This is a genomic window from Flavobacterium ginsengisoli, from assembly GCF_029625315.1.
GTDB classification, from domain to species: Bacteria; Bacteroidota; Bacteroidia; order Flavobacteriales; family Flavobacteriaceae; genus Flavobacterium; species Flavobacterium ginsengisoli.
This window is the reverse complement of record NZ_CP121110.1, coordinates 3,330,274-3,356,045: the sequence shown is the minus strand read 5'-3', so window position 1 is coordinate 3,356,045 and position 25,772 is coordinate 3,330,274. Positions and strand designations below refer to the sequence as shown.

The 25,772-nt window shown below is 34.5% G+C and carries 13 protein-coding genes and 3 pseudogenes; 4 read left to right on the top strand and 12 right to left on the bottom strand.

Features of this window, described 5'->3' with window-relative positions; translation table 11 throughout:
- Positions 1–20: 20 nt before the first annotated feature.
- Positions 21–1,900: pseudogene (locus P5P87_RS15610) on the top strand (M1 family metallopeptidase).
- A gap of 87 nt (positions 1,901–1,987) precedes the next feature.
- Here the strand turns inward: P5P87_RS15610 and P5P87_RS15605 are convergent.
- Together P5P87_RS15605 and P5P87_RS15600 are read right to left on the bottom strand one after the other, a co-directional pair.
- The gene (locus tag P5P87_RS15605; RefSeq protein WP_198854904.1) at positions 1,988–3,184 is read right to left on the bottom strand and encodes a DUF418 domain-containing protein; all 1,197 of its coding nucleotides are present in this window, start codon (positions 3,182–3,184) and stop codon (positions 1,988–1,990) included.
- Between the two features lie 174 nt (positions 3,185–3,358).
- Positions 3,359–4,297 (bottom strand): L-threonine 3-dehydrogenase, encoded by a 939-nt coding sequence (locus P5P87_RS15600; protein ID WP_278019864.1) that lies wholly within the window; start codon positions 4,295–4,297, stop codon positions 3,359–3,361.
- 311 nt (positions 4,298–4,608) lie between these two features.
- Between P5P87_RS15600 and P5P87_RS15595 the strand changes: the two genes are divergently transcribed.
- The 3 genes and pseudogenes from P5P87_RS15595 to P5P87_RS15585 all read left to right on the top strand — a co-directional run bounded on the left by P5P87_RS15595 (position 4,609) and on the right by P5P87_RS15585 (position 9,378).
- Positions 4,609–5,220, top strand: a complete 612-nt coding sequence (locus P5P87_RS15595) for a hypothetical protein (RefSeq protein WP_198854902.1) — start codon at positions 4,609–4,611, stop codon at positions 5,218–5,220.
- A pseudogene (mfd, locus tag P5P87_RS15590) lies at positions 5,213–8,580 on the top strand (transcription-repair coupling factor). The gene P5P87_RS15595 and the pseudogene mfd overlap by 8 nt, the downstream one beginning before the upstream one ends.
- Positions 8,581–8,824: 244 nt before the next feature.
- Positions 8,825–9,378 (top strand): annotated as a pseudogene (locus tag P5P87_RS15585) (DUF5683 domain-containing protein).
- A gap of 124 nt (positions 9,379–9,502) precedes the next feature.
- Here the strand turns inward: P5P87_RS15585 and P5P87_RS15580 are convergent.
- From P5P87_RS15580 to P5P87_RS15535, 10 genes are all read right to left on the bottom strand, one after another.
- A complete protein-coding gene (locus P5P87_RS15580) occupies positions 9,503–10,807 on the bottom strand; it encodes an IPT/TIG domain-containing protein (RefSeq protein WP_278019863.1) in 1,305 nt (434 codons plus the stop codon).
- A gap of 167 nt (positions 10,808–10,974) precedes the next feature.
- Complete coding sequence (locus P5P87_RS15575; protein WP_278019862.1) at positions 10,975–14,091, bottom strand: Ig-like domain-containing protein; 3,117 nt, start codon at positions 14,089–14,091, stop codon at positions 10,975–10,977.
- A gap of 268 nt (positions 14,092–14,359) precedes the next feature.
- Complete coding sequence (locus tag P5P87_RS15570) at positions 14,360–16,432, bottom strand: glycoside hydrolase family 97 protein (protein WP_278019861.1); 2,073 nt, start codon at positions 16,430–16,432, stop codon at positions 14,360–14,362.
- Positions 16,433–16,584: 152 nt separating this feature from the next.
- Positions 16,585–16,974, bottom strand: a complete 390-nt coding sequence (locus P5P87_RS15565) for a hypothetical protein (protein WP_278019860.1) — start codon at positions 16,972–16,974, stop codon at positions 16,585–16,587.
- Positions 16,928–17,980, bottom strand: coding sequence for an alpha-amylase family glycosyl hydrolase (locus P5P87_RS15560; protein ID WP_278019859.1), 1,053 nt, complete (start codon positions 17,978–17,980; stop codon positions 16,928–16,930). Before P5P87_RS15560 ends, P5P87_RS15565 begins: the two co-directional genes overlap by 47 nt.
- Positions 17,981–18,093: 113 nt before the next feature.
- The gene (locus P5P87_RS15555; protein ID WP_198854897.1) at positions 18,094–19,176 is read right to left on the bottom strand and encodes a SusE domain-containing protein; all 1,083 of its coding nucleotides are present in this window, start codon (positions 19,174–19,176) and stop codon (positions 18,094–18,096) included.
- Positions 19,177–19,274: 98 nt separating this feature from the next.
- Entirely contained in the window at positions 19,275–20,348 is a 1,074-nt protein-coding gene (locus P5P87_RS15550) for a RagB/SusD family nutrient uptake outer membrane protein (RefSeq protein WP_278022802.1), read from the bottom strand.
- Positions 20,335–20,769: a hypothetical protein gene (locus P5P87_RS15545; RefSeq protein ID WP_278019858.1), complete on the bottom strand. Its 435-nt coding sequence runs from the start codon at positions 20,767–20,769 to the stop codon at positions 20,335–20,337. The genes P5P87_RS15550 and P5P87_RS15545 overlap by 14 nt, the downstream gene beginning before the upstream one ends.
- Before the next feature lie 8 nt (positions 20,770–20,777).
- Positions 20,778–24,005, bottom strand: a complete 3,228-nt coding sequence (locus tag P5P87_RS15540) for a SusC/RagA family TonB-linked outer membrane protein (protein ID WP_233074019.1) — start codon at positions 24,003–24,005, stop codon at positions 20,778–20,780.
- A gap of 190 nt (positions 24,006–24,195) precedes the next feature.
- Positions 24,196–25,374 carry a FecR family protein gene (locus tag P5P87_RS15535; RefSeq protein WP_278019857.1) on the bottom strand — a complete coding sequence of 393 codons (1,179 nt, stop codon included), beginning with the start codon at positions 25,372–25,374 and terminating at the stop codon, positions 24,196–24,198.
- Positions 25,375–25,772 lie beyond the last annotated feature (398 nt).

Sequence of the window (25,772 nt, the reverse complement as noted above, 5' to 3'; positions counted from 1 at the left end):
ATTTTCTATTACATATAAACATGCGAAAAATTATTTTACTTTCTTTCCTAAGCTTAGGCTTTAACTCGGCTTTTGCACAAAGCGCTCCATATTGGCGGCAGCACGCTGACTATAAAATGGAGGTTTCGATGGATGTAAAAAACTATCAGTACAAAGGAAAACAAGAATTGGTATATACCAATAATTCTCCTGATACGTTGAAAAAAGTATTCTATCATTTATATCCAAATGCCTTTCAGCCAGGAAGCGAAATGGATGCACGTCTTCATTTTATTAAAGATCCAGACGGAAGAATGGTAAACAAAGTTAAAGGAGCCGACGGAAAAGAAATAAAACAAAGCCGTATTGAAACTTTAAAACCAAACGAAACAGGTTATCTAAAAATTACAAACTTTAAACAAGATGGTGCTGTAGCTCAAACTAGAGTTTCTGGAACAATCTTAGAAGTAACTTTGGCTAAACCAATTTTGCCAAATTCTAAAACAACTTTTACATTAGATTTTGATGGACAAGTTCCAGTTCAAATTCGCCGTTCTGGAAGAAACAATTCTGAAGGAGTAGAACTTTCTATGTCACAATGGTATCCAAAACTAGCCGAATTTGATTTCGAAGGATGGCATGCAGATCCGTATATCGCAAGAGAATTTCATGGAGTTTGGGGTAATTTTGATGTAAAAATTACAATCGATAAAGACTACACAATTGGAGGCTCTGGATATTTACAAGACAAAAATTCTATCGGACATGGTTACCAAGATGAAGGTGTAACTGTTACATATCCTAAAAAAGCAAAAACACTTACTTGGCATTTTATCGCGCCAAATGTTCACGATTTTACTTGGGCTGCAGATAAAGAATACAACCATGATATTGTAAAAGGACCAAACGGTGTAGATTTGCATTTCTTTTACAAAAACAACGAAAAAACAACTGCAAACTGGAAACAGCTAGAGCCTTTAATGGTTAAAGTAATGGAATATTACAACCAAAGAGTTGGAGCATATCCATACAAACAATACTCATTTATTCAAGGCGGAGACGGCGGAATGGAGTACGCAATGTGTACTTTAATGCTAGGAAACGGAACTCTTGAAGGAATTTTAGGAACTGCAACGCACGAATTAGGACACTCTTGGTTCCAGCATATTTTAGCTTCAAACGAATCAAAACATCCTTGGATGGATGAAGGTTTTACAACGTACATAGAAGATAGTGCTTTGAATGAATTAAAAGGAGATAAAAAAGAGGCAAACCCTTTTGTAGGGAATTATAAAGCGTATTACAGTTTAGTAAATTCTGGAAAAGAACAGCCACAAACTACTCACGGAGATCGTTATGATGAAAACCGTCCGTACAGTATTTCTTCTTATGTTAAAGGAAGCCTTTTCCTTTCTCAATTAGAATATGTAATCGGAAAAGAGAATGTTGATGCAACTTTAAAAGATATTTCAACGATTTTAAATTCAAACACCCAACTCCAAACGATATCAAAAGAACAGCAGAAAGAGTTTCTGGAGCTGAGTTAGATTGGTATTTAGTTGATTGGACACAAACTACAAATACTATTGATTACGGAATTAAAGACGTGGTAGATAATGCAGGAAAAACAACAATTTCTTTAGAAAGAATTGGAAGAATGCCAATGCCTATCGATTTAAAAGTTGATTATACAGACGGAACATCTGAGACATTCTATATTCCGTTAAGAATGATGAACTTCATCAAACCAAATCCAAACCCGAACGAAAAAAGAACAGTATTAGAAGACTGGGCTTGGGCACAACAAAACTATAGTTTTACAATTGAGAAGAACAAGACGTCAATCAAAAAAATCACGATCGATCCAAGCGGATTAATGGCTGATGTAAAACAAACAAATAACGTTTTTGAAGTGAAGTAAATCTCTCTTTTAGATATAAAAAAAGCCCTTAAAACTAAATTTAAGGGCTTTTCTTTTATAATCAAGTTTATTCCAGTTTTCTAGTTTTTATACCATTTTCATATCTGCAACAACCTCTGGTTGTGCTTTTTTAAACGGAACCCATTCTCTGTAACTAGCAGATCTCCATAACCATTCAATTGGTCCATAATTGTATTTTGAAAGCCACCATTTGCTAATGAATAGTTGAATTATAAAGACAGAAATAGCAAGGAAAAAGTAAAACCAATACGGCATTGAATCTGCAATTCCGAATCCGATTCCAGAGAAAATAATACCTGCCAATATATTTTGAGTCATATAATTGGTCAATGTCATTTTTCCGCCTGCGCTAAAATAGCTGAAAACCGTTTTTAATTTGCCATTGATATACAAAAGACAAATTCCAGTTGATATAAAAATCATCGTACTTAAAACCAGCCAGTAAAGCGGGTGGAAGATTTTTAGAAATTCTACTTTGTATATTATTATCATATTAAATGCAATTCCGATAATGACAGCCAATGCAAAACTAACAACACAGATATTTTTTAAAAGTCCTTTTAATTCTCTTAAGCGATTGAAAAAGTTTAGTTTTTGAAGTAAGAAACCAAAAAGCATACAACCCAACATTACATAATGGGCAGTAATAGCATAACCAGGAATAATAATTTGCTCGTAAAATGAAGCTAACAAGTTAAATCTAAAAAAGTCAATCCAATTTCCAGAATGATATAGTTTTAGATATTCAGGATTTGATGCAATTACAGGATGCTCAATTTTAAAACCATTTACATAAGCCATTACAAAAGGAACTGTAAGTACAATTACACCAGAAATAATAGCTAAAGTTTTGGCAGAACATCTATAAAAAAGCAATAATACAAGTCCTAAAAAGGCATAATCTTTTAAAATGTCGCCCAGCCAAAAAGCAGAATTAATAAATGCTAAAATAAATAGCAAAAACATTCGCCAAGCAAAAAAAGCGATAGGATTTTTTCCTTTAGAAGCCACGTTATTAATTAAAATGGCAAATCCGAAGCCAAATAAAAGAGTTAATAATGTCCAAGATTTTGCCGCAAATAAATAGCGGTTAATGTATAGAAGAATTTCAGAGAAAGTACTATGTTTAATTTCTTTCTCTATACCGATGTACAGGAAATCTAAATAATTTCCAATTGCTACGCCCAATATGGCCCAGCCCCGAAGTATGTCGACAATTGCAGTTCTTTTGCTCTGCTCGACAGGATGATAAGAATTTGTCATTTGATTGATGATTTTGTTGTGATTTGATTGATGATTTTAGAATAAACTTGATTAATGTTTAACGTTATCAAAAGTAGAGAAATTATGTATTGAATATTTTTTCTTATAATAAATTTCACAAAAAAAGCGTGTCATTCTGAAATAACACGCTTTTAAAATCTTATCGTTTTTAGATTATGCCAAATGTTCCAGCATATCTTTTGTCATAGTTTCTAAATCAAATTTATGATTCCATCCCCAGTCTTCTCTTGCAGAAGAATCGTCAATGCTTGCCGGCCAGCTGTCAGCAATTTTCTGGCGGAAGTCTGGATTATATGTAATCTCAAATTCAGGAATATGTTTTTTAATTTCTCTTGCAATTTCGGTTGGAGTAAAACTCATAGCGACCAAATTGTACGAAGAATGTATTTTGATTTCCTCAACCGGTGCTTTCATAATATTAATTGTTGCATCAATTGCATCATCCATGTACATCATTGGCATTTTGGTTTCAGATGACAAAAAGCACTCGTATTTTTTATCAGCAATAGCTTTATAGAAAATATCAACTGCATAATCTGTAGTTCCGCCACCTGGAGGAGTAGACCAGCTAATTAAACCAGGATAACGAATACTGCGAACATCAACACCATAAATATTATGATAATATTCGCACCATCTTTCACCAGCTTGTTTACTGATTCCGTAAACCGTAGAAGGCTCCATTACGGTATATTGAGGCGTATTTTCTTTTGGAGTTGTTGGTCCAAAAACAGCAATACTCGAAGGCCAGAAAATCTTCTGAATCTTTTTGGCTTTAGCTAAATTCAAAACATGAAAAAGCGAATTCATATTCAAATCCCAAGCAAAAGCTGGATTTTTCTCCGCAGTTGCCGATAAAAGTGCGACCATCAGATATACATCGGTAATTTTATGCACTTCTACCAAATGTTCGATCTGATTAAAATCTAAAGCATTGACCACTTCAAAAGGTCCCGAATTCACGACATCAGTATTTAATTTTCGGATGTCAGAAGCAATTACATTTTCTGTTCCGTATATTTTGCGCGACTTTTGAGTCAGCTCCGTTCCGATCTGTCCGCAAGCGCCAATGATCAATATTTTTGGATTCATTTTTTCATGATTTTTAGATAGACAAATATAACGTTTTCGTAATCAAATGCGTTTTTTTAGAGTATAAATTATTAATTCAATAATTTAAAAGTTTTTTTGTTGGATTATTCACTTTTACAGGGGTGTGTCTTTGTGCCTTTTTATTTTCTGAAATAAAGTTCATTTTTTAAGAGGATAAAACAGAAAAAAGCGTCTTAATTAACGTCAGCAAAGACGAAAAAAATAACCTTGATTTATAGAATCTTTAGCATAAAAACAGAATTCATAATTGTAAATTTACTTCGTAACTTTGCGACCTAACATTTTAATAAATGAAATACAAAATATCTCTTTTTCTGCTTTTGACAACTGTATTGTTTTCTTGCCAAAATGAAAATGAAAAACGCCTTGCGGAAAATGCAAAAGAGGCAAAAAAGAAAGAAGCTATTTTTAACAATATAAATAAAGGCTGGACTTTTCTAGACGAGCCTATTAATGAAATTTCAGAATCACAATTGAATTCATGGACAGAATGGCGCGAGTTTATAAAAGAAATTGGAGAAAAGCCTAGAAAAACCATTGGTGCGTTTCAGAAAAAATCGACTGCGATTTCTAAGAAAGCAATGGCTTTAAACAATAATATTCCGGCTCAATTCAATCAACCACAGATTAAAAGCCGTATTTCTATTTTGATTACCAAAATTAAAATGCTGGATTTATTTATTCATTTGAGCACCATTCCAGATGATAAAGTGGTGTTTTTGATACAAGAAATCAATAAAGAGCTGATTTCGTTAGAAAGACAAATGGACAAAATTGTTGAGAGAGCTAAGATTCCGAAAGAAGAAGGAGAAGCCGATTTTCTTAAAATGTTAGACACAACGCGCGCAATTCCAAGTTCTGCTCCGCCAATAGATCAAAATAATATACAGAAAGTTGAGTAAAAACGCCTTATATACTACATACGATAATCTGCCAAAAGCACAGCAGATTGCATCAAGTTTACTGGAAGGAAACCAAGTAAAAATGAATATCAGCGGATTATTAGGATCTGCTGTTTCATTTATTATACGTTCTGTTTTCAGGAAAACAGAATTGCCTTTTCTAATTGTTTTAGACAACAAAGAAGAAGCGGCTTATTACCTAAACGATCTCGAGCAAATGATTGGAGAACAAGATGTATTGTTTTATCCAGCGTCATTTCGCCGTCCGTACCAGATTGATGAAACTGATAATGCCAATGTTCTGCTTCGCGCTGAGGTTTTAAACCGAATTAACTCAAGAAAAAAACCAGCCGTAATTGTTACGTATCCTGAAGCACTTTTTGAAAAAGTAGTTACGAGAAGAGAACTTGATAAAAACACGCTGAAAGTGGCGCTGAACGATAAAATTTCAATTGATTTTATCAACGAAGTTTTATTCGAATACGAATTTAAAAGAGTAGATTTTATTACAGAACCTGGCGAATTTTCGGTTCGTGGAGGAATTGTCGATGTATTCTCTTTTTCAAACGATCACCCATACAGAATTGAGTTTTTTGGAAACGAAGTAGATAGCATAAGAACTTTTGATGTTGAAACGCAGTTATCTGTAGAAACGCATAAAAAAATCACGATTATCCCAAATGTTGAAAATAAACTTTTTCAGGAAAACCGTGAGAGTTTCTTAGATTATATTGCCGAAAAAACAGTTGTTTTCATTCAAAATACCGAAGGACTTTTTAGTCAATTAGACAAACAATTTGCAAGAGCAGAAGAAGCTTTTGAAAAATTGTCGAAAGAAATAAAACATGCTACGCCAGAACAATTATTTTTAAATCAGGCGTCATTTATAAAAAGATCTTTGGACTTTTCGGTTGTAGAATTGGCTTCAAGACCTGTTTATAAAACCACTAAAAAATTTGAATTTCATATTCAGCCTCAGCCATCTTTCAATAAACAATTTGATTTATTGCTGAATAATTTAAGCGACAATCATTTTAAAGGATATGTCAATTATCTGTTTTGTTCGAATGATACTCAGGCAAAACGGTTTCATGATATTTTTGAATCTTTGGATGAAGCCAATTCAGAAAATATCAGAAAACAATATCATACCATTGTATTGCCTTTATACCAAGGTTTTATTGATGAAGAAAATCAGATAACGGCTTATACCGATCATCAGATTTTTGAGCGTTATCATAAATTCAATATCAAAAACGGGTATTCGAAAAAACAGAATATCACGCTTAAAGAATTAACTGCACTTTCGGTTGGCGATTATGTAACGCATATCGATCACGGAATTGGAAAATTCGGCGGCTTGCAGAAAATTCAAGTCGAAGGCAAAACACAAGAAGCGATAAAATTGGTTTATGCTGATAATGATATTGTGTATGTGAGCATTCACTCGCTTCATAAAATTTCAAAATACAACGGAAAAGACGGAACGCCTCCGAAAATATATAAACTAGGATCGAACGCTTGGAAAGTTTTAAAACAGAAAACAAAAGCCCGTGTAAAACATATTGCGTTCAACTTGATTCAGTTGTATGCAAAACGTCGTTTAGAAAAAGGTTTTCAATTTGCGCCGGATAGTTATCTTCAAAATGAATTAGAAAGTTCATTTATTTACGAAGATACGCCAGATCAAACCAAATCGACAGCAGAAGTAAAAGCCGATATGGAAAGTGATCGTCCAATGGATCGTTTGGTCTGCGGTGATGTTGGTTTTGGAAAAACAGAAGTTGCGATTCGTGCTTGCTTTTAAAGCGGTTGATAATAGTAAGCAAGTTGCCGTTTTAGTTCCGACAACGATTCTGGCTTATCAACATTATCGAACTTTCTCAGAACGTTTGAAAGATATGCCAGTTTCAATTGGTTACTTAAACCGATTCAGAACAGCAAAACAAAAAACGCAGACTTTAAAAGATTTAGCCGAAGGAAAACTAGATATTGTTATTGGAACACACCAATTGGTTAACAAAAATGTAGTTTTTAAAGACCTTGGTTTACTGATTGTTGATGAGGAACAAAAGTTTGGAGTAAACGTAAAAGATAAACTGAAAACTATTGCTCGCTAATGTTGATACGTTGACTTTGACTGCGACGCCAATTCCGAGAACGCTTCAGTTTTCATTAATGGCAGCTCGAGATTTATCTGTAATTACAACGCCTCCACCAAATCGATATCCGATTGAAACGAATGTAGTTGGTTTTAATGAAGAAATTATCCGTGATGCGATTTCGTATGAAATTCAAAGAAACGGACAGGTTTTCTTTATCAATAACCGAATCGAAAATATAAAAGAAGTCGCAGGAATGATTCAGCGTTTGGTTCCAAATGCAAGAGTCGGAATCGGACACGGGCAAATGGACGGAGCGAAACTCGAAGAACTGATGTTAGGTTTCATGAACGGAGATTTCGATGTTTTGGTGGCAACAACCATTATCGAAAGTGGTCTGGACGTTCCAAATGCGAACACTATTTTCATCAATAATGCCAATAATTTTGGATTGTCAGATTTGCATCAAATGCGCGGGCGTGTTGGCCGAAGCAATAAAAAAGCATTTTGTTATTTCATTTGTCCACCATATTCGTCGATGACTGAAGATGCGAGAAAACGTATTCAGGCTTTGGAACAATTCAGCGAATTAGGAAGCGGTTTCAACATTGCGATGAAAGATTTGGAGATTCGTGGAGCAGGAGATTTATTAGGTGGAGAACAAAGCGGTTTCATTAATGAAATTGGTTTTGATACGTACCAGAAAATCATGAACGAAGCTATCGAAGAATTGAAGGAAAATGAATTCAAAGATTTGTATCCTGAAGAAAATGATATCGATACCAAAGAGTATGTAAAAGACATTCAAATCGATGCCGATTTTGAGCTTTTATTTCCAGATGAATATATCAATAACGTTTCGGAACGTTTGGTTTTATATAACGAATTGGGTGCTATAAAAGATGAAGCTGGATTACAAGAATTTGAGAAAAAACTAATTGACCGTTTTGGTCCGTTGCCAAAACAAGCTGTTTCTCTATTAAACAGCATCAGAATAAAATGGATTGCGACAAAAGTTGGAATCGAGAAATTAGTTCTGAAACAAGGCAAAATGATCGGTTATTTCGTCTCAGATCAGCAATCAGATTATTATCAATCGGTGAAGTTTAGGAATGTTTTAAATTTCGTTCAAAAGCATAGTAATCTTTGTAAAATGAAAGAAAAACAAACCGTAAACGGATTACGTTTGTTATTGACTTTTGAAAATGTAAAGTCGATAAAACGTGCGCTGGAGTTGATGGAATTGTTTGAGGAGTAAAATAAAGTTTGCCACGAATTGCACCAATTCACACCAATTTTTTTGCCACAGATTAAAAAGATTATGAAGATTAAAAAAATCATTTAAATCCTTTTAATCTGTGGCAATAATTGTTTTAAAAAATTCGTGTGAATTCGTGAAATTGGTGGCAAATAAAAAAATTAAGCTTTCTTTATCTTTTATTTAAGAAAAATCTTAGAACTAAAAAGTTTTCTTTGAGTCAAATTTTCAAAGACAACTTTATATGCAGAACCAATTTATTCTCCTTTTTCTATTCTTAGGATTAACTACAATCTTCGCTCAGGGAAAAAATAAAAACATTTTAAATGATTCTCTAAAATCGGAAACCATTGACCCGCTTCGTCCTGCAAAGGCTGCATTTTATTCGGCTGTTTTACCAGGTTTAGGTCAGATCTACAATAAAAAATATTGGAAACTTCCTTTAGTTTATGGAGCAATAGGTACAAGTGCATATTTGTACATTGATAATCAGAAAAGCTACAATTTGTACAGAGATGAATATAAAAACAGATTGGAAGGAAAAAAAGTGATTCGGAATTTTTGGCTGGTTTAAGCGAAAGCCAATTAATTACGGCCCAAAAAGGCTATCAGAGAAACAGAGATTTATCGGCTCTGTTTATGATTGGTTTTTATGTTTTAAACATTATAGATGCTAATGTTGATGCGGCTTTATCTCAATTTAATGTAGATGAAAGATTAGCGTTTAAACCTGCTGTTATAAAAAACGATATCACCTTCAATAATAATTTCGGGTTTGCTGTGAATTATTCGTTTTAAAAGAAGATTTGCCACGAATTTGCTTCTTCTGTTCGCTATCGCTCGAGTCGTGGAGTCGTGGCAAAATAAAATAAGAAATGGCGTATAAATCTTATACGCCATTTTTATAATTAAATTAAAATTGTTACTCTAATTTTAAATAATGTAAACCTTTATTTCCAGAAACAATTATTTTAGTTTTAGCAAAAGAAATATCATTTATAACAGAACCAGCAGGAAGCTCTAGTTCTAGTTCCCAGGAAGCACCTGAGTTTTTCGTTACAAACAATTTATCTCCAGATTGAATATACCATTGTGTTTCTGTTCTAAGAAAAAAAGCTTTTACGTCAGTTTTTACCGGATTCCATGTTTGAAGCATATCAGTAGAAGCATATAATGTTTTATCTTCATTATTTAGTCCAAATATTTTATTGATATTTACAAACTTGTAACTAGCAGGATATATTTTTGAGTTGATTTGTTTAGAAACAGAATCTTTTACAATCCAGTTGTTGTATCCTGTTTCAGATTGTAGGATCACGTTTTTTAAATTGTTTACACCATTTTTAGGAGTATAAAGTACTCCAACCTGATAAAATTTATTGTCGGATACTGATTTTCCAAAAGCTGAAATTGACAATCTAGTTCCTACACCTCCGCCGCTGCCAATAATGGTAGCCCAAGCAGGAGGATCGCTTTTAGTAATTGTCGCACCTTTATCGGCCGTGTAAATTTGACCGCTAATCACTGTTGTAAGAATACAAATGTTATTGTCCAAATAACCAATTTTTAGACCATTAATTGCTGGGCTAAAATGATTATCAACATCAATTCGTTTTTGTGTTTCAAAACCATTGTCAGTAAAAAAGCCAGCAATAGTATTTGTTAAAGCTCCTGTTTTATCGTCAATCATTCTAAAATCGCCATAACTTCCAGACTGATTGATATAAACTTGTTCATAACCTGTAGATTTAGCTTCTAATTTTTTGGGAGCACCCCAAAAACTTCCATTATCAGATGTAATATTGTTTACAAACGAAAATATAGTTTTACTATTGTCAAGAACGCTGGATGACTGGATATCTAAATTTCCAAGTGTTGTTAATTTTGTCCATCCCTTTGTTATGCTATAAAAATTGACAACGCTACTATTTACATTTTTTATTTGCACTCTTAAAGTGTTAGTACCTGTTATTAAACCATCTGGAATAGATAATACAATTTTAGTGTTTGAAATTTCTTTCGCAGTTACCTCTGTTCCGTTAATAAAAATTTTGGTTGGATAATCTTTGTTTAAAAAGTTGGCTCCCGTAATTTCAAAGTTTTCTCCAATTGTAAGAATTTCAGAAGAAGTGGAAGAAATTGCAATAGGTAGTGGCTCCGCTGCAGCTGGAGTGTCATCACCAGAATCATTGCTAGAACAAGAAGTAAATATCGTCAGTCCAGACAAAAGGATTGATAATAGGAGTAATTTTTTTTCATTATTTAGGGATTAAATTTCCCCGCAAAAAAATGAAATAATATAATGAAATCTATACGGGAAACCACATTTTGATTGTTTATCTAAAAAAGGCATATGAAGTTTCATATGCCTTTAAATATATAAATTACAATGAATTATTTAACAATCAGTTTTTTGGTCACATTAAAATCTTTAGAAATAATATTTACAATATAAATTCCAGAAGATAAATGATGATTTACTTGCCCTGAAGATGAAAGTCTTTCAGTTAGAAGAGTTCTTCCGTTCAAATCAGAAACGAAAATTTCTGCAGTATCTCCACTTGCTAATTCTGGCATTAAAATATTAAATACATTGTTTGTAGCTGGATTTGGGTAAATACCGATTACTGGTTCTGTTGCAGAAACTTCTTCTGCGTTTGAAATCATTCTTGATGTGCCTACAGTTGTTGGTTCCAATTGCCATTGAGCGCTGTACCAGCCGTCTTGCGAATTTCCGTATTGCGCAGCACCAGTTTGGTTTTCGATATGAATAATATTTCCGGTTTGCCATCTGTTTCTTAAACGAACCCAAGTTCCGTCAATGTAATCGCTAGACCATTGCGCGCTCCAGAAAGTAGTATCGGTTATGTTACATTGTACATTTCCTGTCTGGCCCTCAATATTCATTAATTCTCCTGTTGCTACGTTTTTAAGAACAAAATAAGTGGCATCAATTGCGATTTTTTGCCATTTGTAATTGTTGCCAGAAACAGATGTTCCGTAACCTGTATTTGTTCCTGCGTCAGATAAATAAGCGCCTGTCCATCTGTTTTTGATCGTGTAGTAATTTCCTCCTCCTGAAGCTGTTGTAACCGATACCAAACAAGTGCTGGTTTTGTTTCCGTCAACAGTTGTAACGGTAATTGTTGCTGTTCCATTCGCTACAGCGGTAATTAAACCAGAAGCATTTACAGTTGCGACAGCTGTATTGTTTGAACTATAGGTTACCGATTTATTAGTTGCATTTGCAGGAAGAATTGTTGGGGTTAATTGCTGTGTTCCGCCAACATTTAATGAAGCTGTCGTTGGACTTAAACTAACACTTGTAACCGCAACGCCAGTTCCTGGATTAGAATCGTACCAAGCGCTGTTCATGTACCATCCGTTTTTATCTCTGCTTAAATCGGCTGTTTGATTTGTTCCGTCATTGAAAATTAAATTGGTCGAAGTTACATTGGTAAAAGTATAGCTGTACCAGCCGTTTCCAGCGTCAGTCATATTTACTCCAGGCCAGTTTACGGTTGCTAAAACTCCTGTTGGTAAAGTATTCCAATAGTAGATTTTAATTCCAGTTCCCCAATTTGATGGTTTGTAGAAATAAACCGTAAAATTGGTATTCGGATTCACCGTAATTGTAGCCGAAGCTGTTTTGTTTCCGTCTTGTGTTGTTGCTGTAATCGTTGCAGTTCCTGCAGCAACTGCTGTTACAAGTCCGCTTGTATTTACCGTTGCAATTGCAGTATTGCTTGAACTCCAAGTTACATTTTTGTTTGTTGCATTTGCAGGCGAGATTGTCGCTGTAAGCTGTTGCGTATTTCCTGCATACAAACTTGCTGAGGTAGGAGATACTGCTACAGAAGAAACAGGAATTGCAGCAACAGCGATAGTCGAAGTTGCTGTTTTATTTCCGTCAACTGTTTTAACCGTAATTGTTGTGGTTCCTTCAGCAACAGCCGTAACTAAACCAGAAGCATTTACAGTTGCAACAGCTGTATTGCTCGATGTCCAAGTTACATTTTGATTGGTTGCATTTGCTGGAGCAATTGTCGCATTTAATTGCTGTGTTGATCCTAAACCAACAGTTACCGTAGTTGGACTAACAGAAACTCCTGTTACCGCAACAACAGGTGCATTTGTATTGGTTAAAACTAAATATTCGTAAGCAACAAAATTACGTGTAGCACCTGCAGTTAAAGTCACAGAAGCATTATTGTTATAAGGATTAACATAAGTTCCTGCCAAAGCTGCTGGAATAACATATGATTTAGCCGCATTTCTCAAATTCGACATTACGATTACTTTTTCTGAACCTAATGTTTTAGTGAAAATACTAATATCGTCATTTGCATAAGTTGTTAAATCACCACGTCTGATTGCGGCACTTGTTGTTCTAAAGTTTAAAATTTTAGCAAAATCGGCTGCAGCAGTCGGGTTTTGTGACCAGTTGAATTTGAAGTTTGTCCAAGGCCAGTCGGTTTTTGGTTCGTAATCTATTTCTTGTCCGCTCATTAAAAAAGGAACTCCTCTCATATAAGCTGAAACCAAGAAATTGGCAACAATTCCGTTGTGATTTTTAAATACAACAAATGGTCTTCTCACACCATCATCATTGGTGTAGGTATCATGATTACCTGTATATCTAACGATTTGCTGATTTCCAGTAGCTTTAGCATATTCATAAGTTGTCTGATCTTGGATTCTTTGAGAAACAGGACCTCCATTAGCAATATCATATAAACCGCTATGAAACCATCTGTCTCCATAATTCATGTCGAAACCAACCTGAAAGTTTTCTTGTCTATCTCCTTCAGCTAACATCAATAAGTTATGAGAAGTTATGCTTCGAAGATTTGAATTCACTTCAGACCAAAAATCTAAAGGAGGATTATTCGCATAATCGCAACGGTAACCGTCAATATTGGCGACAAAAATCCAGTAACGCATGGCATCTTTTATGGCTGCTCTTGTAGCAGAACTATTAAGATCAAGCGCAACAATATCAGAGAAGTTTCCTAATTGCTGAATTGTTGTGCCAGTTCTCTTGTAATATTCAGGATGTGAAGCTACCCAAACATTGTCCCAAGAAGTTCCGTTGATGGCAATATCTAGAATTACTGCCATTCCGCGGCTGTGGGCGCCATCAACCAAAGTTCTTAAATCGGCTAAAGATCCATATTCTGATCCAACGGCTTTAAAATCTTTGATACAATAAGGTGAAGCCGAACTTCGGGAATCGGTGCCATGTGGGAAAATAGGCATTAGATAAATAACATTGGTGCCCAATGCTTTTATATTGTCTAATCTAGCGGTTACTCCGGCTAAATCTCCGTTGGCACTAAAAGGGCGTATATGCACTTGATACATATTGACATCTCTCGTGTCTGGCACACCGGCAAAAGGTGTTCCATATTGCGGAGGATCTTGCGCATAAACTGAACTTGCAAATAATAATAGAAAGCAAATTAATGCTTTGGTAATATGAAATAATCTTGGGGTAATTTTGATTTTCATAATAGTAGTTTTTTGCATGCTTGTCGGCATTTCTTAACTAAAATTCATTCTCACTCGCATTGTATTTAAATTCGACAAACATTTGTGGTTAATAGTTTTCAAAATAGTAAGTTTTTTTGCTCAAAAATGAGCATAGTTTTTTTTTGCCACGAATTGCACTAATTTTTTAAATAGTATTAATTCGTGTAATTGCTTCGCCTGTTCGCTATCGCTCGAGTCGTAGCAAAAAGCTTAGAAACTTAGTGGCTCAGAGCCTTAGAATCTTAAGTTATAATTTTTTCAATCCTTTTAATTCTGTAGCAGTCGCTTCTTTAATGCTGATGGCAACACCACCACCAGGAGCTAAATACTGTTTTAATTTTGTTTTTGAGTTTACGATAACTTTAGTAAGCGTATATTTTTGTGGATTCTGATTCCAATTGGCCTCTTTAGCATCGGCATAAATAGTGGCAACGAAATTTTTTCCTGCAGGTAAATAATCAAATGAAATGTTTGCTGTTCTTGCATTTTCATCTGTGATTCCGCCAATAAACCATTCGTTTTTACCTTTTGCTTTTCTTGCAATTGTAATATAATCTCCCGGTTCGGCTTCTAGAATATAACTGTTATCCCAATCTACGGCAACGTCTTTGATGAACTGAAATGCATCTGGAAAACGCTCGTAATTTCCAGGAATATCAGCGACCATTTGCAACGGACTGTACATAGTTACATAATATGCCAATTGTTTTACTAAAGTGGTATTTACGCGTTGTGTACTTCCTGTTCCATAATACGAAAGATCGGTCTGAAAAATTCCCGGAGTGTAATCCATCGGTCCGCCCATTAATCTTGTAAAAGGTAAAATGGTTGTGTGATCTGGTGCTAAACCTCCCATAGATTCGAACTCGGTACCGCGTGCAGATTCCTGAGCAATCCAGTTTGGAAAAGTACGGTTTAATCCAGTCGGACGAACTGCTTCGTGGCTGTCAATCATAATTTTATAATCGGCTGCACGTTTGGCAACATTAATGTAATGATTCACCATCCATTGTCCGTCGTGATGTTCGCCACGAGGAATAATTTTTCCTACGTAACCTGTTTTTACAGCATCGTAACCGTTGTCATTCATAAACTGAAAAGCACGATCTAAACGTCTTTCGTAATTGGTTGCAGAACCAGAAGTTTCGTGGTGCATGATAATTTTCACTCCTTTTGAAGCGGCATATTCATGAACCGCTTTTACATCAAAATCAGGATAAGCTGTTACATAATCAAAAACTTCTTCTTTCCAGTTGTTAATCCAGTCTTCCCAGCCAATATTCCATCCTTCGATAAGAATTGCATCGAAACCATTTTGAGCGACAAAATCAATGTATTCTTTTGCACGTTCTGTTGTGGCTCCATGTTTTCCGTTTGGAGTAAGTTTGGTAAAATCATCGGTTAATTTTACATTGGTTTCTTTTCCAAAAGCCCACGTACTTCTTCCTGCAACAAAATATTCCCACCAAATTCCGATGAACTTTACAGGTTTAATCCATGAAACGTCTTTGTAACTTGTTGGTTCATTTAAATTCAGAATTAATTTTGAAGCTAAAATATCTGTTGCTTTATCACTTACAACAATAGTTCTCCAAGGCGATTGTGCATCGGTTTGCATATAACCTTTTGCTCCAACAGCATCTGGCGCCAAATGACTAATCATTTTATTGTTTACAGGATCAACTTCAAGATACATTGCTGGATAATTAATCAATGCCGCTTCGTGAATGTTGATGTACAAGCCATCATCAGACTTCATCATTGACGGCGTTTGTACCGATAATGTCGCAATTGGCCACTGCGAATTGATTTCGATTGTGGCTTTTTTCATCAGCGAAGGAATCTCTGAAATCTTTGAAGTAGTATAAGCATATTCGTTGGTGTCATAATCTCCTGGAATCCAGAAAATTTTGTGATTTCCGGCTAAATTGAATTCGGAACGTTCTTCTTTAATTACAAAATAATTTAGGTCATTTTGTTTTGGAAATTCATATCGAAACCCTAATCCGTCATTGAATAAACGGAAACGGATTCTAATAAATCTGTTATTGTTTTTCGCTTGCGCTAAAGTGACAAGCAATTCGTTGTAATGATTGCGAATTGTTTTTTCTTCACCTAAAACCGGATTCCAACTTTCATCGACAGAAGATTGTGCTGTATTTGTAACGGTAAAACCATCCAAAAACGAAGGCATATTTTGAAGTTCTAAACCTAAAGAACTAGGTTTAATAACCGGTTTTTGTTTGTATGATAATTGATAAGACGGAATTCCGCCTTCTTTCAATTCAAATTTTAGCGAAAGATTTTTGTCTGGCGACATTATTTCTTGTGCTTTTACTGCAAATGTGCAGGTGCAAACGAAAAATAAAAACGCTAGTTTTTTGCCCAAACGAATTTGGAACTGTATTTTTTTGGATTGAAAATTCATGTTATTTACTTTTTTTCAAATCTTAGGATTATAAGAAGCTTTTGTTATTTTTTAAGAATAAGGTATTGATAAGCTTCTAAATTAATTTCTGAAGCAATAGAAATTGGATTGCCAGTTAATGCATCTGTCCAATTGGTGTTGGCCAAAGCTGTTGGAGCGGTATATTTAACCGATTTGTTTTTAATGTTCGCCACAATTAAGACTTTATCAGTTGTAGTTTCCATAGTAAAAACACTTGCATCGTTACTGCTGTAGCCCGTTAGTTTTCCTTTTCGAAGTGCTTCACTCGAATTTCTAAATGCAATTATTTTTTGGTATTCTAAAAGCATATCATTATCTGCAGTAGACCAATCTATTGGCACATTGTCAAAATAATCAATGCGTTTGTTATAGCCAATTTCTTGACCATTGTAAATCATAGGAACAGATTTCATGCTTGATGCAATTACAAATGCTCGCTAAAGAACCTTTTTTGCCTCCAAAAAGCTCAAGTGGAGTTCCGTCAGAAAGATTCACGTCGTGATTTGTGGTGTAACGCACAATTCTTTTTGAAGCATCTAGTTGTCCGTATTCTTTAGAACTTTCTGTTTGAAGATAACTTGCAGGCTGCGCTTCTGAGAATACTTTTTCTAAAGCACCGAAATAAGCAAAACCAAAAGTATAATCGAATCCAGCATCATAATGATTGGCTCTTGAACCTTCGGCCATTAAAATCATTCTTTGGTTTTTGATTTTACGGATTTTAGTTATTGCTTCTGACCAGAAAGTTACAGGAACAAAATCGGCAGCGTCACATCTGAAACCATCAATATTGGCATTATAAACCCAATAAGACATGGCATCGATCATGGCTTTTTTCATTTCTGCATTAGTATAATTTAATTGTGCAACATCTTGCCAGTTGGTTCCTGGCGGAATAGTAATGTTTCCGCTGGCATCTTTCTGGTACCAGTCTGGATGTGCTGTAATCCATTGATTATCCCAAGAAGTATGATTGGCAACCCAGTCTAAAATTACCGCCATATTTTTGCTGTGTGCTTCTGTAACTAGAGCGCGAAGGTCTTCTAAGTTTCCATAATCAGAATTAACGGCTTTATAGTCTTTAATTGAATAAGGAGAACCTAATTTTCCTGCCATTTTTATTTTTCCAACAGGATAAATAGGCATTAGATAAATGACGTTTGCACCTAATTTCTGAATGTCTCCAAGTCGTTTCTGAACACCTTTTAAGTTTCCTTCTGGACTGAAAGAACGTACGTTTACCTGATAAATTACGGCATCTTCATTGGTCGCAACTTTATCAAATGGGGATCCATATTGCTGATATTCGTTTTCTGTTCCCGTGTTTGGATCTGGTTTCGGATTTTCTTCAGAAGAACTGCACGATATAAAAGCTAAAGAAAGCAGTAAAGCAAGAAAAATGTTGGTGTTAGACTTCATAATTTTAGAATTAAATTTGATAGAATTTGAGCTTTAGTTTTTAGATAACCTGCCTTTTGCTCAGAAAGGCAGGTATCACTCAAAACTAATCTATCATGTATGAATATGTTAGATTATTTTTTAACTATAGTGCAAGTTGCTGTTGCAGGATAGCCATTTGTGTTTGGATCTGTTTCATCAATCGTGAATGTAACGTCGTAAGTTCCCGCTTCGGTAATGGTATAAGAACCTTGATCGTCACGATTAATTGTATTTGTTGTAGCATCTTTTGGTCCGTAATTAACATCCCATTTGTTGTTCAATCTGAATTTTAATGCTCCAGGAACCAAATCTGCTGTTACTTTCCATGTTTTTGTCTGATGGTCATAGCTCATCGGTGTGCTGTTATCCCATCCACCAGTTTGAGCTGTTCCAACAATTCCCCAAGCATAAGCTGTTGCTGACCATTTTAAAGTATTAAGATTTACTTTAATTTGATAAGAACCTTCGCCAGGCATTTGTAAGTCTGTTGTATTCATTTTCTGGATGTTATCGCCACCACTAGAACCATAAAATTCTTCCCAGTTTCTAGCAGTATTTACTTTAAATCCTGTTCCATAACCTGGAAGAACTGATGCATAACCTTGGTAAACGCCTTTTTCAATAGCAGTTAAAACAGAAGCAGTTTCAACATTCCATTCGCCTTGGTAAGAACCTGGCATGTAAATTTCGCCAAAAACAATTGCTTTTTCGTAAGGAGTAATGGTTAATTCAACATTTTTTGAAAAAACTTTTCTATCCATTTGAGCTTCAACACGCACAATAAGTTTGTTGGCTTTATCTGCAGGCAAACCTAAATCTGTTGCAATTTTATTGAAATCTCTAACTGAAAAAGTCTTAGTCAAAACATCTTGTCCTACTTCAATACGAGTTGCGTTTAGCCATGCATTTGAGCCTGTTATATCTGAAGGAACATCAAATTGTACTGCATATGTTACAGGCGCTTCAATAGGAAAAGTAACTTTATCCCAAGAAATGGTAATTGCATCTGTATCTGCATTGTCTTCCAGAAGCACAAAAGTGGTACTTGGTGTAATTTTTATTTCAGATGGGAACTGAACATCTTTTAGATAGGTCAATTCGGCATCATTTTCACAAGCAGCTCCAACAATAAGCAAGGCTGTAAGTGCAAATAATCTATTTATATATTTTTTCATATGTAGTTATTATTTGTTTTAAAGTACCATGAGACTGCCGAACTTCTTTTATTGAATTTATTTTTGAGGAACGGCAATTTCATATCAAGTACTTTTAATTAGTAACCTGGATTTTGTTTAAGACTTGGATTAGCATTTAAAGCCGAAGTTGGAATAGGATATATTTTTCTATATTCTTCTGAACTTTCCATGAATTGTTTTGCAGATAAAAAGGTACCAAAACGAATCATATCTTGTCTTCTGTGACCTTCCCAGTTCAATTCTAATCCTCTTTCGTTATAAATATCAGTTAGAGTTGGCACATTATCCAAAGCGCCTAAACCAGCACGTTGTCTAACAGCATCGATAGATGGTTTTGCAGCGGCAGGATTATTTAAACGAACATTACATTCTGCCATCATTAAAAGAACATCTGCATATCTGTAAATAGGGAAGTCGTTTGATGCTCCTCCGCCGTTTCTTGGGGTTGCTGGGTAGAATTTAACGTTACGAACACCTTCTTGCGCACCAGCTCCAGGATTATCCAATGAACTTATATCAAGAGTATAGTTTGTTCCACCTGGTTGTTCTCCTATTAAGAATTGTTTTTTACGAATATCATTGTCAGTATATTTTAGATAAAAATCTTTTGGAACAATTGTACCATTCCATCCGCTGTATCCAAAAAGAGCTTGGCAGTGAGGACCGTATAAACTTCTAACAGTAAAAATATTTCTAGACACAACATCTACAGTAGTGTATATAGAAAGGATAGTTTCGTCATCTGGTAGCACATCGCCAAACAATTCATAATACGTATTTCCAAGCGGACTTGAGGCATTGTTTGATGCAGGGTGAAGATTAAAGTTTCCTTCAGAAACCTTTTGACAAGCGACTAAACACTCAGCCCATTTTGCTTGTCCTGTATAAACTTCTGCATTTAAGTATACTTTTGCTAATAAGGTATAAGCAGCCCATTTATTGAAACGCCCGTAATAATTTCCTCCTTTTGTTCCAGAAAGCAATTCTACGTTTTCGGTCAATTCTTTTACTATGAAATCATAAACTTCTTTACGACTCACTTGCGGAATTTTATCTACGGTTGTGTTATTGTCTGTGTAGAAAGGAATGTTTCCGTAATCGTCCATTAATAAATAATAGAAAAAAGCGCGCAATACTTTAGCTTCTGCAATCTTTGAAGCATCTGCTTTGGCGGTTTCCAGTTGAGAAACAGCTAAATTGGCGACTGAAAATAGATTTGTAAAGCCAATTCCAAGTATTGTTTACCATTAAATCTGTTGGAAGCCATTGATGCATGTAAACACGAGCAAAATCTAACTGCCAATCGCCTGTATTTCTATGCGGAATAACTTGTTCATCTGCCGACATACAGTTTAAATCGTACCAGCCGTTATCAGCTCCAGCATAACCCTTTCCATCCCAATTTCCTCCAATTTGACCATAAACACTGGCAAGGGCAACATCAGCACCTTCGGGTGAATTATAAAAATCGTTCTGAGGGTATTTATCGTACACATTTTCATCAATATTGGTGCAACCAACAAGAGACAGGAAAGTTAAACTCCCTAGTATTAATATATTTTTGATTTTCATTTCTTTTACTATTTAAATTTTACATTTAAACCTATAGCGATACTTCTTGTACGAGGATAAATTCCTCTATCTGCACCAAAGTTGTCCTCAGGTTTTCCACTTCCACTCAAAGTTACCTCTGGGTCTATACCAGAATAGTTGGTAATAAGTAAAAGATTGTTTCCAGTAAGTGAGATTCTAACAGATTCGATGTATTTAACATCTGTGAAACGAAAATTATATCCAGCAGTAACATTTTCTAGACGTAAGAATGAACCATCTTCTAAATACATATCTGAGGCATAAGGAGAAGAATAAATACCTTCGTCTACAGCACTTGCTAAAATGTTAGATTTACCAATATTTTCAAGACGGCTTATGTTGGCACGTACTTGGTTATAGATTTTATTTCCTCCCGAACCTCTCCACAACATTGAAGCATCAAAATTTTTATGAACAAAAGTTGGATTAAATGCATAAGTATATTTTGGTAATGCAGATCCGCTAATAACTCTATCTGGGCTTCTGTCACCTTGATCAATTATACCATTTCCATCACGATCTTCAACAGTTTCAATTCCTGCAGCATCTACACCCGTATGATGTAAAATATTGTAAGTTCCAACAGGCTGTCCTTTTATTAAATAAGAGTTAGCGCCATTTGCTCCCCAAGCAACATAATCTGTGTTTAAAGGAACTCCATTGATGCTTCCGCTTAAATTAAGCACTTCGTTTTTTATTAGCGAAACGTTTCCTGCAAGTGTAAGAGTTGTATTTTCATTTTTAATTACATCATAAGCAAGAGAAACCTCAAGACCTTTATTCAAAATACTTCCTACGTTTGCCTTAATTTTATTGTAAGGATATGGAGGCTGAGGTACTGTATAATCAAATAATAAATTATCAGTTGTAGAAGTATAAACATCGATAGTTCCTCGTAGTCTACTTTCTAACAAAGCAAAGTCAAGACCAATGTTGGTTTGTTTTTTTGTTTCCCATTTCAAATCAGGATTTGCATTTTGACTTGGAAAAAAGTTTGTGATTTGCTGACCTCCAAAATAAATTGTTGAAGGATCTCCAAGTCCGACTAATGCAATTGAACCTTGCGGCAATAAATTTTGCTGATTTCCTGTAACTCCATATCCTGCACGTAATTTAAGCTCATTAAATAGTGTTTGGTTTGCCATGAATGACTCCTTAGTTACTTGCCAAGCTACAGAAGCAGAAGGGAAATATCCCCATTTTTGATTAGATCCAAAAACAGAAGCACCATCTTTTCTTAAACTTGCCGTAAATAAATAACGATCGGCATAAGAGTAGTTAATACGATTTAAGAAAGAAACTAAAGTTCTGTCTGACTTAGACGATTTCATATCTCCAGGAAGAACTTTAGAGAAATCTCCAAGCTGTAGACTATTATAAGTTGTTATGTCGTTAATAAAACCTCTTATTTGAGAATAATTATCTTGGTATAATTGTTTTTGCCATTCGTACAAAGCCAAAACATTAAGGCTGTGAAGACCAAAAGTCTTTTTGTAATTCAGGCTAATATCCATCAATTTTTCATTTTGTCTGCTATCTGTGATATTAGCAAAGCCTTTTTGATCAATTGCGTGCGAATCTGTAGATTTTGCAGGATCATAAAAACCTATAGTTTTATTGGTTTTTCTCCAGCTTCCAAACCATCCAGCTGTTAATCCGTCAAATAAATCTAAGTCAGCTTTTAAACTTCCAAATAAATTATCAGCCTCAGACTCATTTATAATTTCCTGTTGCGCAGCGTATGGATTTAAGTATTGAAAAACGTTTGGATCTGTAAAATACGTTCCGTCAGTATTAAAAACAGGATCAGTTGGGCGCATTAAATATGCATTTGTAATTAAGTTAGAAACATAATTTACACGTCCGATAGATTGAATACTAGATGTTGTAAAATCGGTTCCGTTGTTTAAATTATAAGTCAGTTTTAATTTTCCGTCTAAGGCAGTTTGTGATGCCTGAACACGGGCAATGTATTTTTTATTGTTTGAGTTAATTACAACCCCATCTTGCAAAATTGCACTAATTGAGGCTCTATAACTAAATTTATCAGCACCACCGCCAAAAGACAAAGTATGGTTTTGAGTTACTCCAGTTTTAGTCAAAAGACCATACCAATCTGTGTCAGAACCATGATTTGCAGATGCAGGAACACCAACTTTTTGTGCAGCTTCCCACCATTGATTTGCATCTAGCATATCCAATTTTTTTGGGATAAAATCAATAGAAGTATTTCCGATGTATTCTATAGTAGTTTTGCCTGCTTTATTTTTTTTAGTAGTAACCATAATTACACCAGAAGCACCTCTAGAACCATAAATAGCTGTTGCCGATGCATCTTTTAAGATATCGATATTTTCGATTTCAGTTGGTGGAATCTGACTTAATAAGTCTAAGTTTCCCTGAATTCCATCTACAACAACTAAAGGATCGTTTCCCCCAATAAGAGAAGAAATACCTCTAATACGCACACTCGGAGCACCTCCTGGCTCACTACCAATTTGATTGATATTTACACCCGCAGCTTTTCCCGAAATCAATTGTAATGGATTTACAATTGCTCCTTGATTCATATCTTTTGAATTGATAGAAGATACTGCTCCCGTAACATCTTTACGAGCTGCGGTACCGTAACCTACCAATACAACTTCTTGTAAATTTGTTGCATCTGGTTCCAGTTGAACATTTAAAGTACCATTACCAGCGGCAACTTTTTTTGTTTTATATCCTACAAAACTTATTACAATCACAGAAGAACTGCTTTCGACAATAAATTTAAATTTACCATCATAATCAGTTACAGTGCTGTTTTTTGTGCCTTCTTCTAAAATAGATGCACCAGGAAGTGGAGCACCATTTTCGTCAGTAATAATTCCAGAAATAGTTTCTTTTTCATATTCAATATTTTGTGATTTTAGTTCTGGCTTTTTAAGGATAATTTGCGTGTCACGAATTTTAAATTCAGTAAACGTTCCTTTAAAAATTTTATCCAAAACAGTATAGATCGATTGTTCTTTTACAGAAATCGAAACCGTTCGATCTAAGTCGACATCACTCATTTTGTAAATAAATCTGAAATCCGTTTTTTGTTCAATGGTCTCAATAACCTTTTCGATTGTTGAATTGTTCAAATCAAGAGTAACTTTTGTTTTTTGGGCATAAGTACTTGCTTTGATATTAAACATGGCGACCAAAATAAGTAGTGTAGTTAATTTCAATTTTAGGTCATTTTGGAACAATGAGTATAGAAACCCATTATTCTTAGATTTTTTTTTCATAATTTTGTTAATTGATTGTAGTTAATTCGTTATATTCAATCACTTAGTTAATCGGAAATTGTTCGCGACTCTTTCCGATTTTTTTATTCCCGTAATGTTATCTCATCATATATAGTATTGGTTTTAGTGGTTATTTAATTAGTATTTGATCGTTTTTTATGGTGTAATTAATGCCATGAACGTCATTAAAATAACTCATAACATTTTCAATTGATTCTTCTTTAAAGCTGGCATTAAATTTCTCATTAGCCAGTTTTTCATTTTTATTAATGATCGTTACGTTGTAGCGTCTTTCTAGTTTAGTAATAATGTTTTTGAAAGTCATATTTCTAAAAGTAAGTCCGCCATCTATCCAAGAAGTATAAATTTCTGTAATAACCTGTCTGGTAAAGATTGAAGCATTTTCTTTGTTGAAGCTTCCTTTATAACCCGGTTTTAAAATGGTATTTTTAGAAGCGTCAAATTCTTCGTTTGAGCGATACATTCCAACAGAGCCTTCAACTAAAACTACATCGGTAACGGCATCTTCAGGATAATTAGAAACATTAAAATGTGTTCCTAAAACGCGTACATTTAAGTTGTCAGCATTTACAATAAAAGGGTGTTTTTTATCTTTTGCCACATCAAAAAAAGCTTCTCCATCAAGATATACTTGACGATTTTCTCCAGCAATAAATTTTATCGGATATTTTAAAGTAGAGCCAGAGTTTATATGAACCATAGTTCCGTCAGATAATTGTAGGCGAAATTTTTTGCCAAACGGAATTTTAAGAGTGTTGTAAGCCAATTTATCAGAATTAGTTTGATTTTGGTAAACCAATTTATCACCACTTTGATTCCCGACAATATTTCCGTTTTTGTCATGAACTTGAACTTTTCCATTTTCAGAAATAATCTGAACGCTACCATCTTCCATTTGAAGAACAATGTCAGAACTTTTAAAATCGAACGGGACATCTGCAGTTTTACTAAAAAAACCTTGTTTGTAAGCAAATCCAACTCCAAGAAGAACCAAAACAGAAGCGACAATAGAAATGTACTTTCTGTAATTTGATTTTTGAGGTTCTAATTTGATAATTGTTTCTTGGTCTTTTGCTGTAGATAAAATGCTGTCAAAAATTAAATTGGCTTTCTGCTCATCCATTTTTGGCATTTCGCCTAAGAGATTTTTTACTTCCTCTACTGTCGGAAATTCATCGGTAAGGTTGTTATTGCGGTAATAGGCAACAACTTGCTCTGTTTCTTCGGCAGTACATTGATTTAAAATAAACTTCTCTAAAAGCGTTTTTATTTCAGAATTTGAATTCATTAAGAATGTTTTTAGGTTCTGTGTTTCTATAATACAGCTGAGATGCAATTGAGTACTACTCAAACGTTATAAATTTTTAAATTTTAACATTTTGTGTTTTTTATGTGTTTGATTGTTAGTGTTTTGTGAATAAGAAAAGAGTGAAATAATTTTCGAAAATAATTTCAATTGCCTCTAGCTTTAGCTGGAGGTTTAAAAAAATTAGTGTCAAATTATGGCTTTAGCCAAATGAGATAATTTTGGCTAAAGCCTAAATCTTAATTTCTCATAAACCTCCAGCTAAAGCTGGAGGCAATAGATTTTTTTTTGCCACAGATTAAAAAGATTAAAAGGATTTTAATACGTTGAAATTCTTCTCATTTCAGATTAAAAAAAAAATCTGTGAAAATCCTTTAAAT

Bases quoted from the DNA above. Each gene is read 5' to 3' on its own strand.
- P5P87_RS15605 (WP_198854904.1), bottom strand. From the start codon at position 3,184: ATGACAAATTCTTATCATCCTGTCGAGCAGAGCAAAAGAACTGCAATT.
- P5P87_RS15600 (WP_278019864.1), bottom strand. From the start codon at position 4,297: ATGAATCCAAAAATATTGATCATTGGCGCTTGCGGACAGATCGGAACG.
- P5P87_RS15595 (WP_198854902.1), top strand. From the start codon at position 4,609: ATGAAATACAAAATATCTCTTTTTCTGCTTTTGACAACTGTATTGTTT.
- P5P87_RS15575 (WP_278019862.1), bottom strand. From the start codon at position 14,091: ATGAAAATCAAAATTACCCCAAGATTATTTCATATTACCAAAGCATTA.
- P5P87_RS15570 (WP_278019861.1), bottom strand. From the start codon at position 16,432: ATGTCGCCAGACAAAAATCTTTCGCTAAAATTTGAATTGAAAGAAGGC.
- P5P87_RS15565 (WP_278019860.1), bottom strand. From the start codon at position 16,974: ATGAAATCTGTTCCTATGATTTACAATGGTCAAGAAATTGGCTATAAC.
- P5P87_RS15560 (WP_278019859.1), bottom strand. From the start codon at position 17,980: ATGAAGTCTAACACCAACATTTTTCTTGCTTTACTGCTTTCTTTAGCT.
- P5P87_RS15555 (WP_198854897.1), bottom strand. From the start codon at position 19,176: ATGAAAAAATATATAAATAGATTATTTGCACTTACAGCCTTGCTTATT.
- P5P87_RS15545 (WP_278019858.1), bottom strand. From the start codon at position 20,769: ATGAAAATCAAAAATATATTAATACTAGGGAGTTTAACTTTCCTGTCT.
- P5P87_RS15535 (WP_278019857.1), bottom strand. From the start codon at position 25,374: ATGAATTCAAATTCTGAAATAAAAACGCTTTTAGAGAAGTTTATTTTA.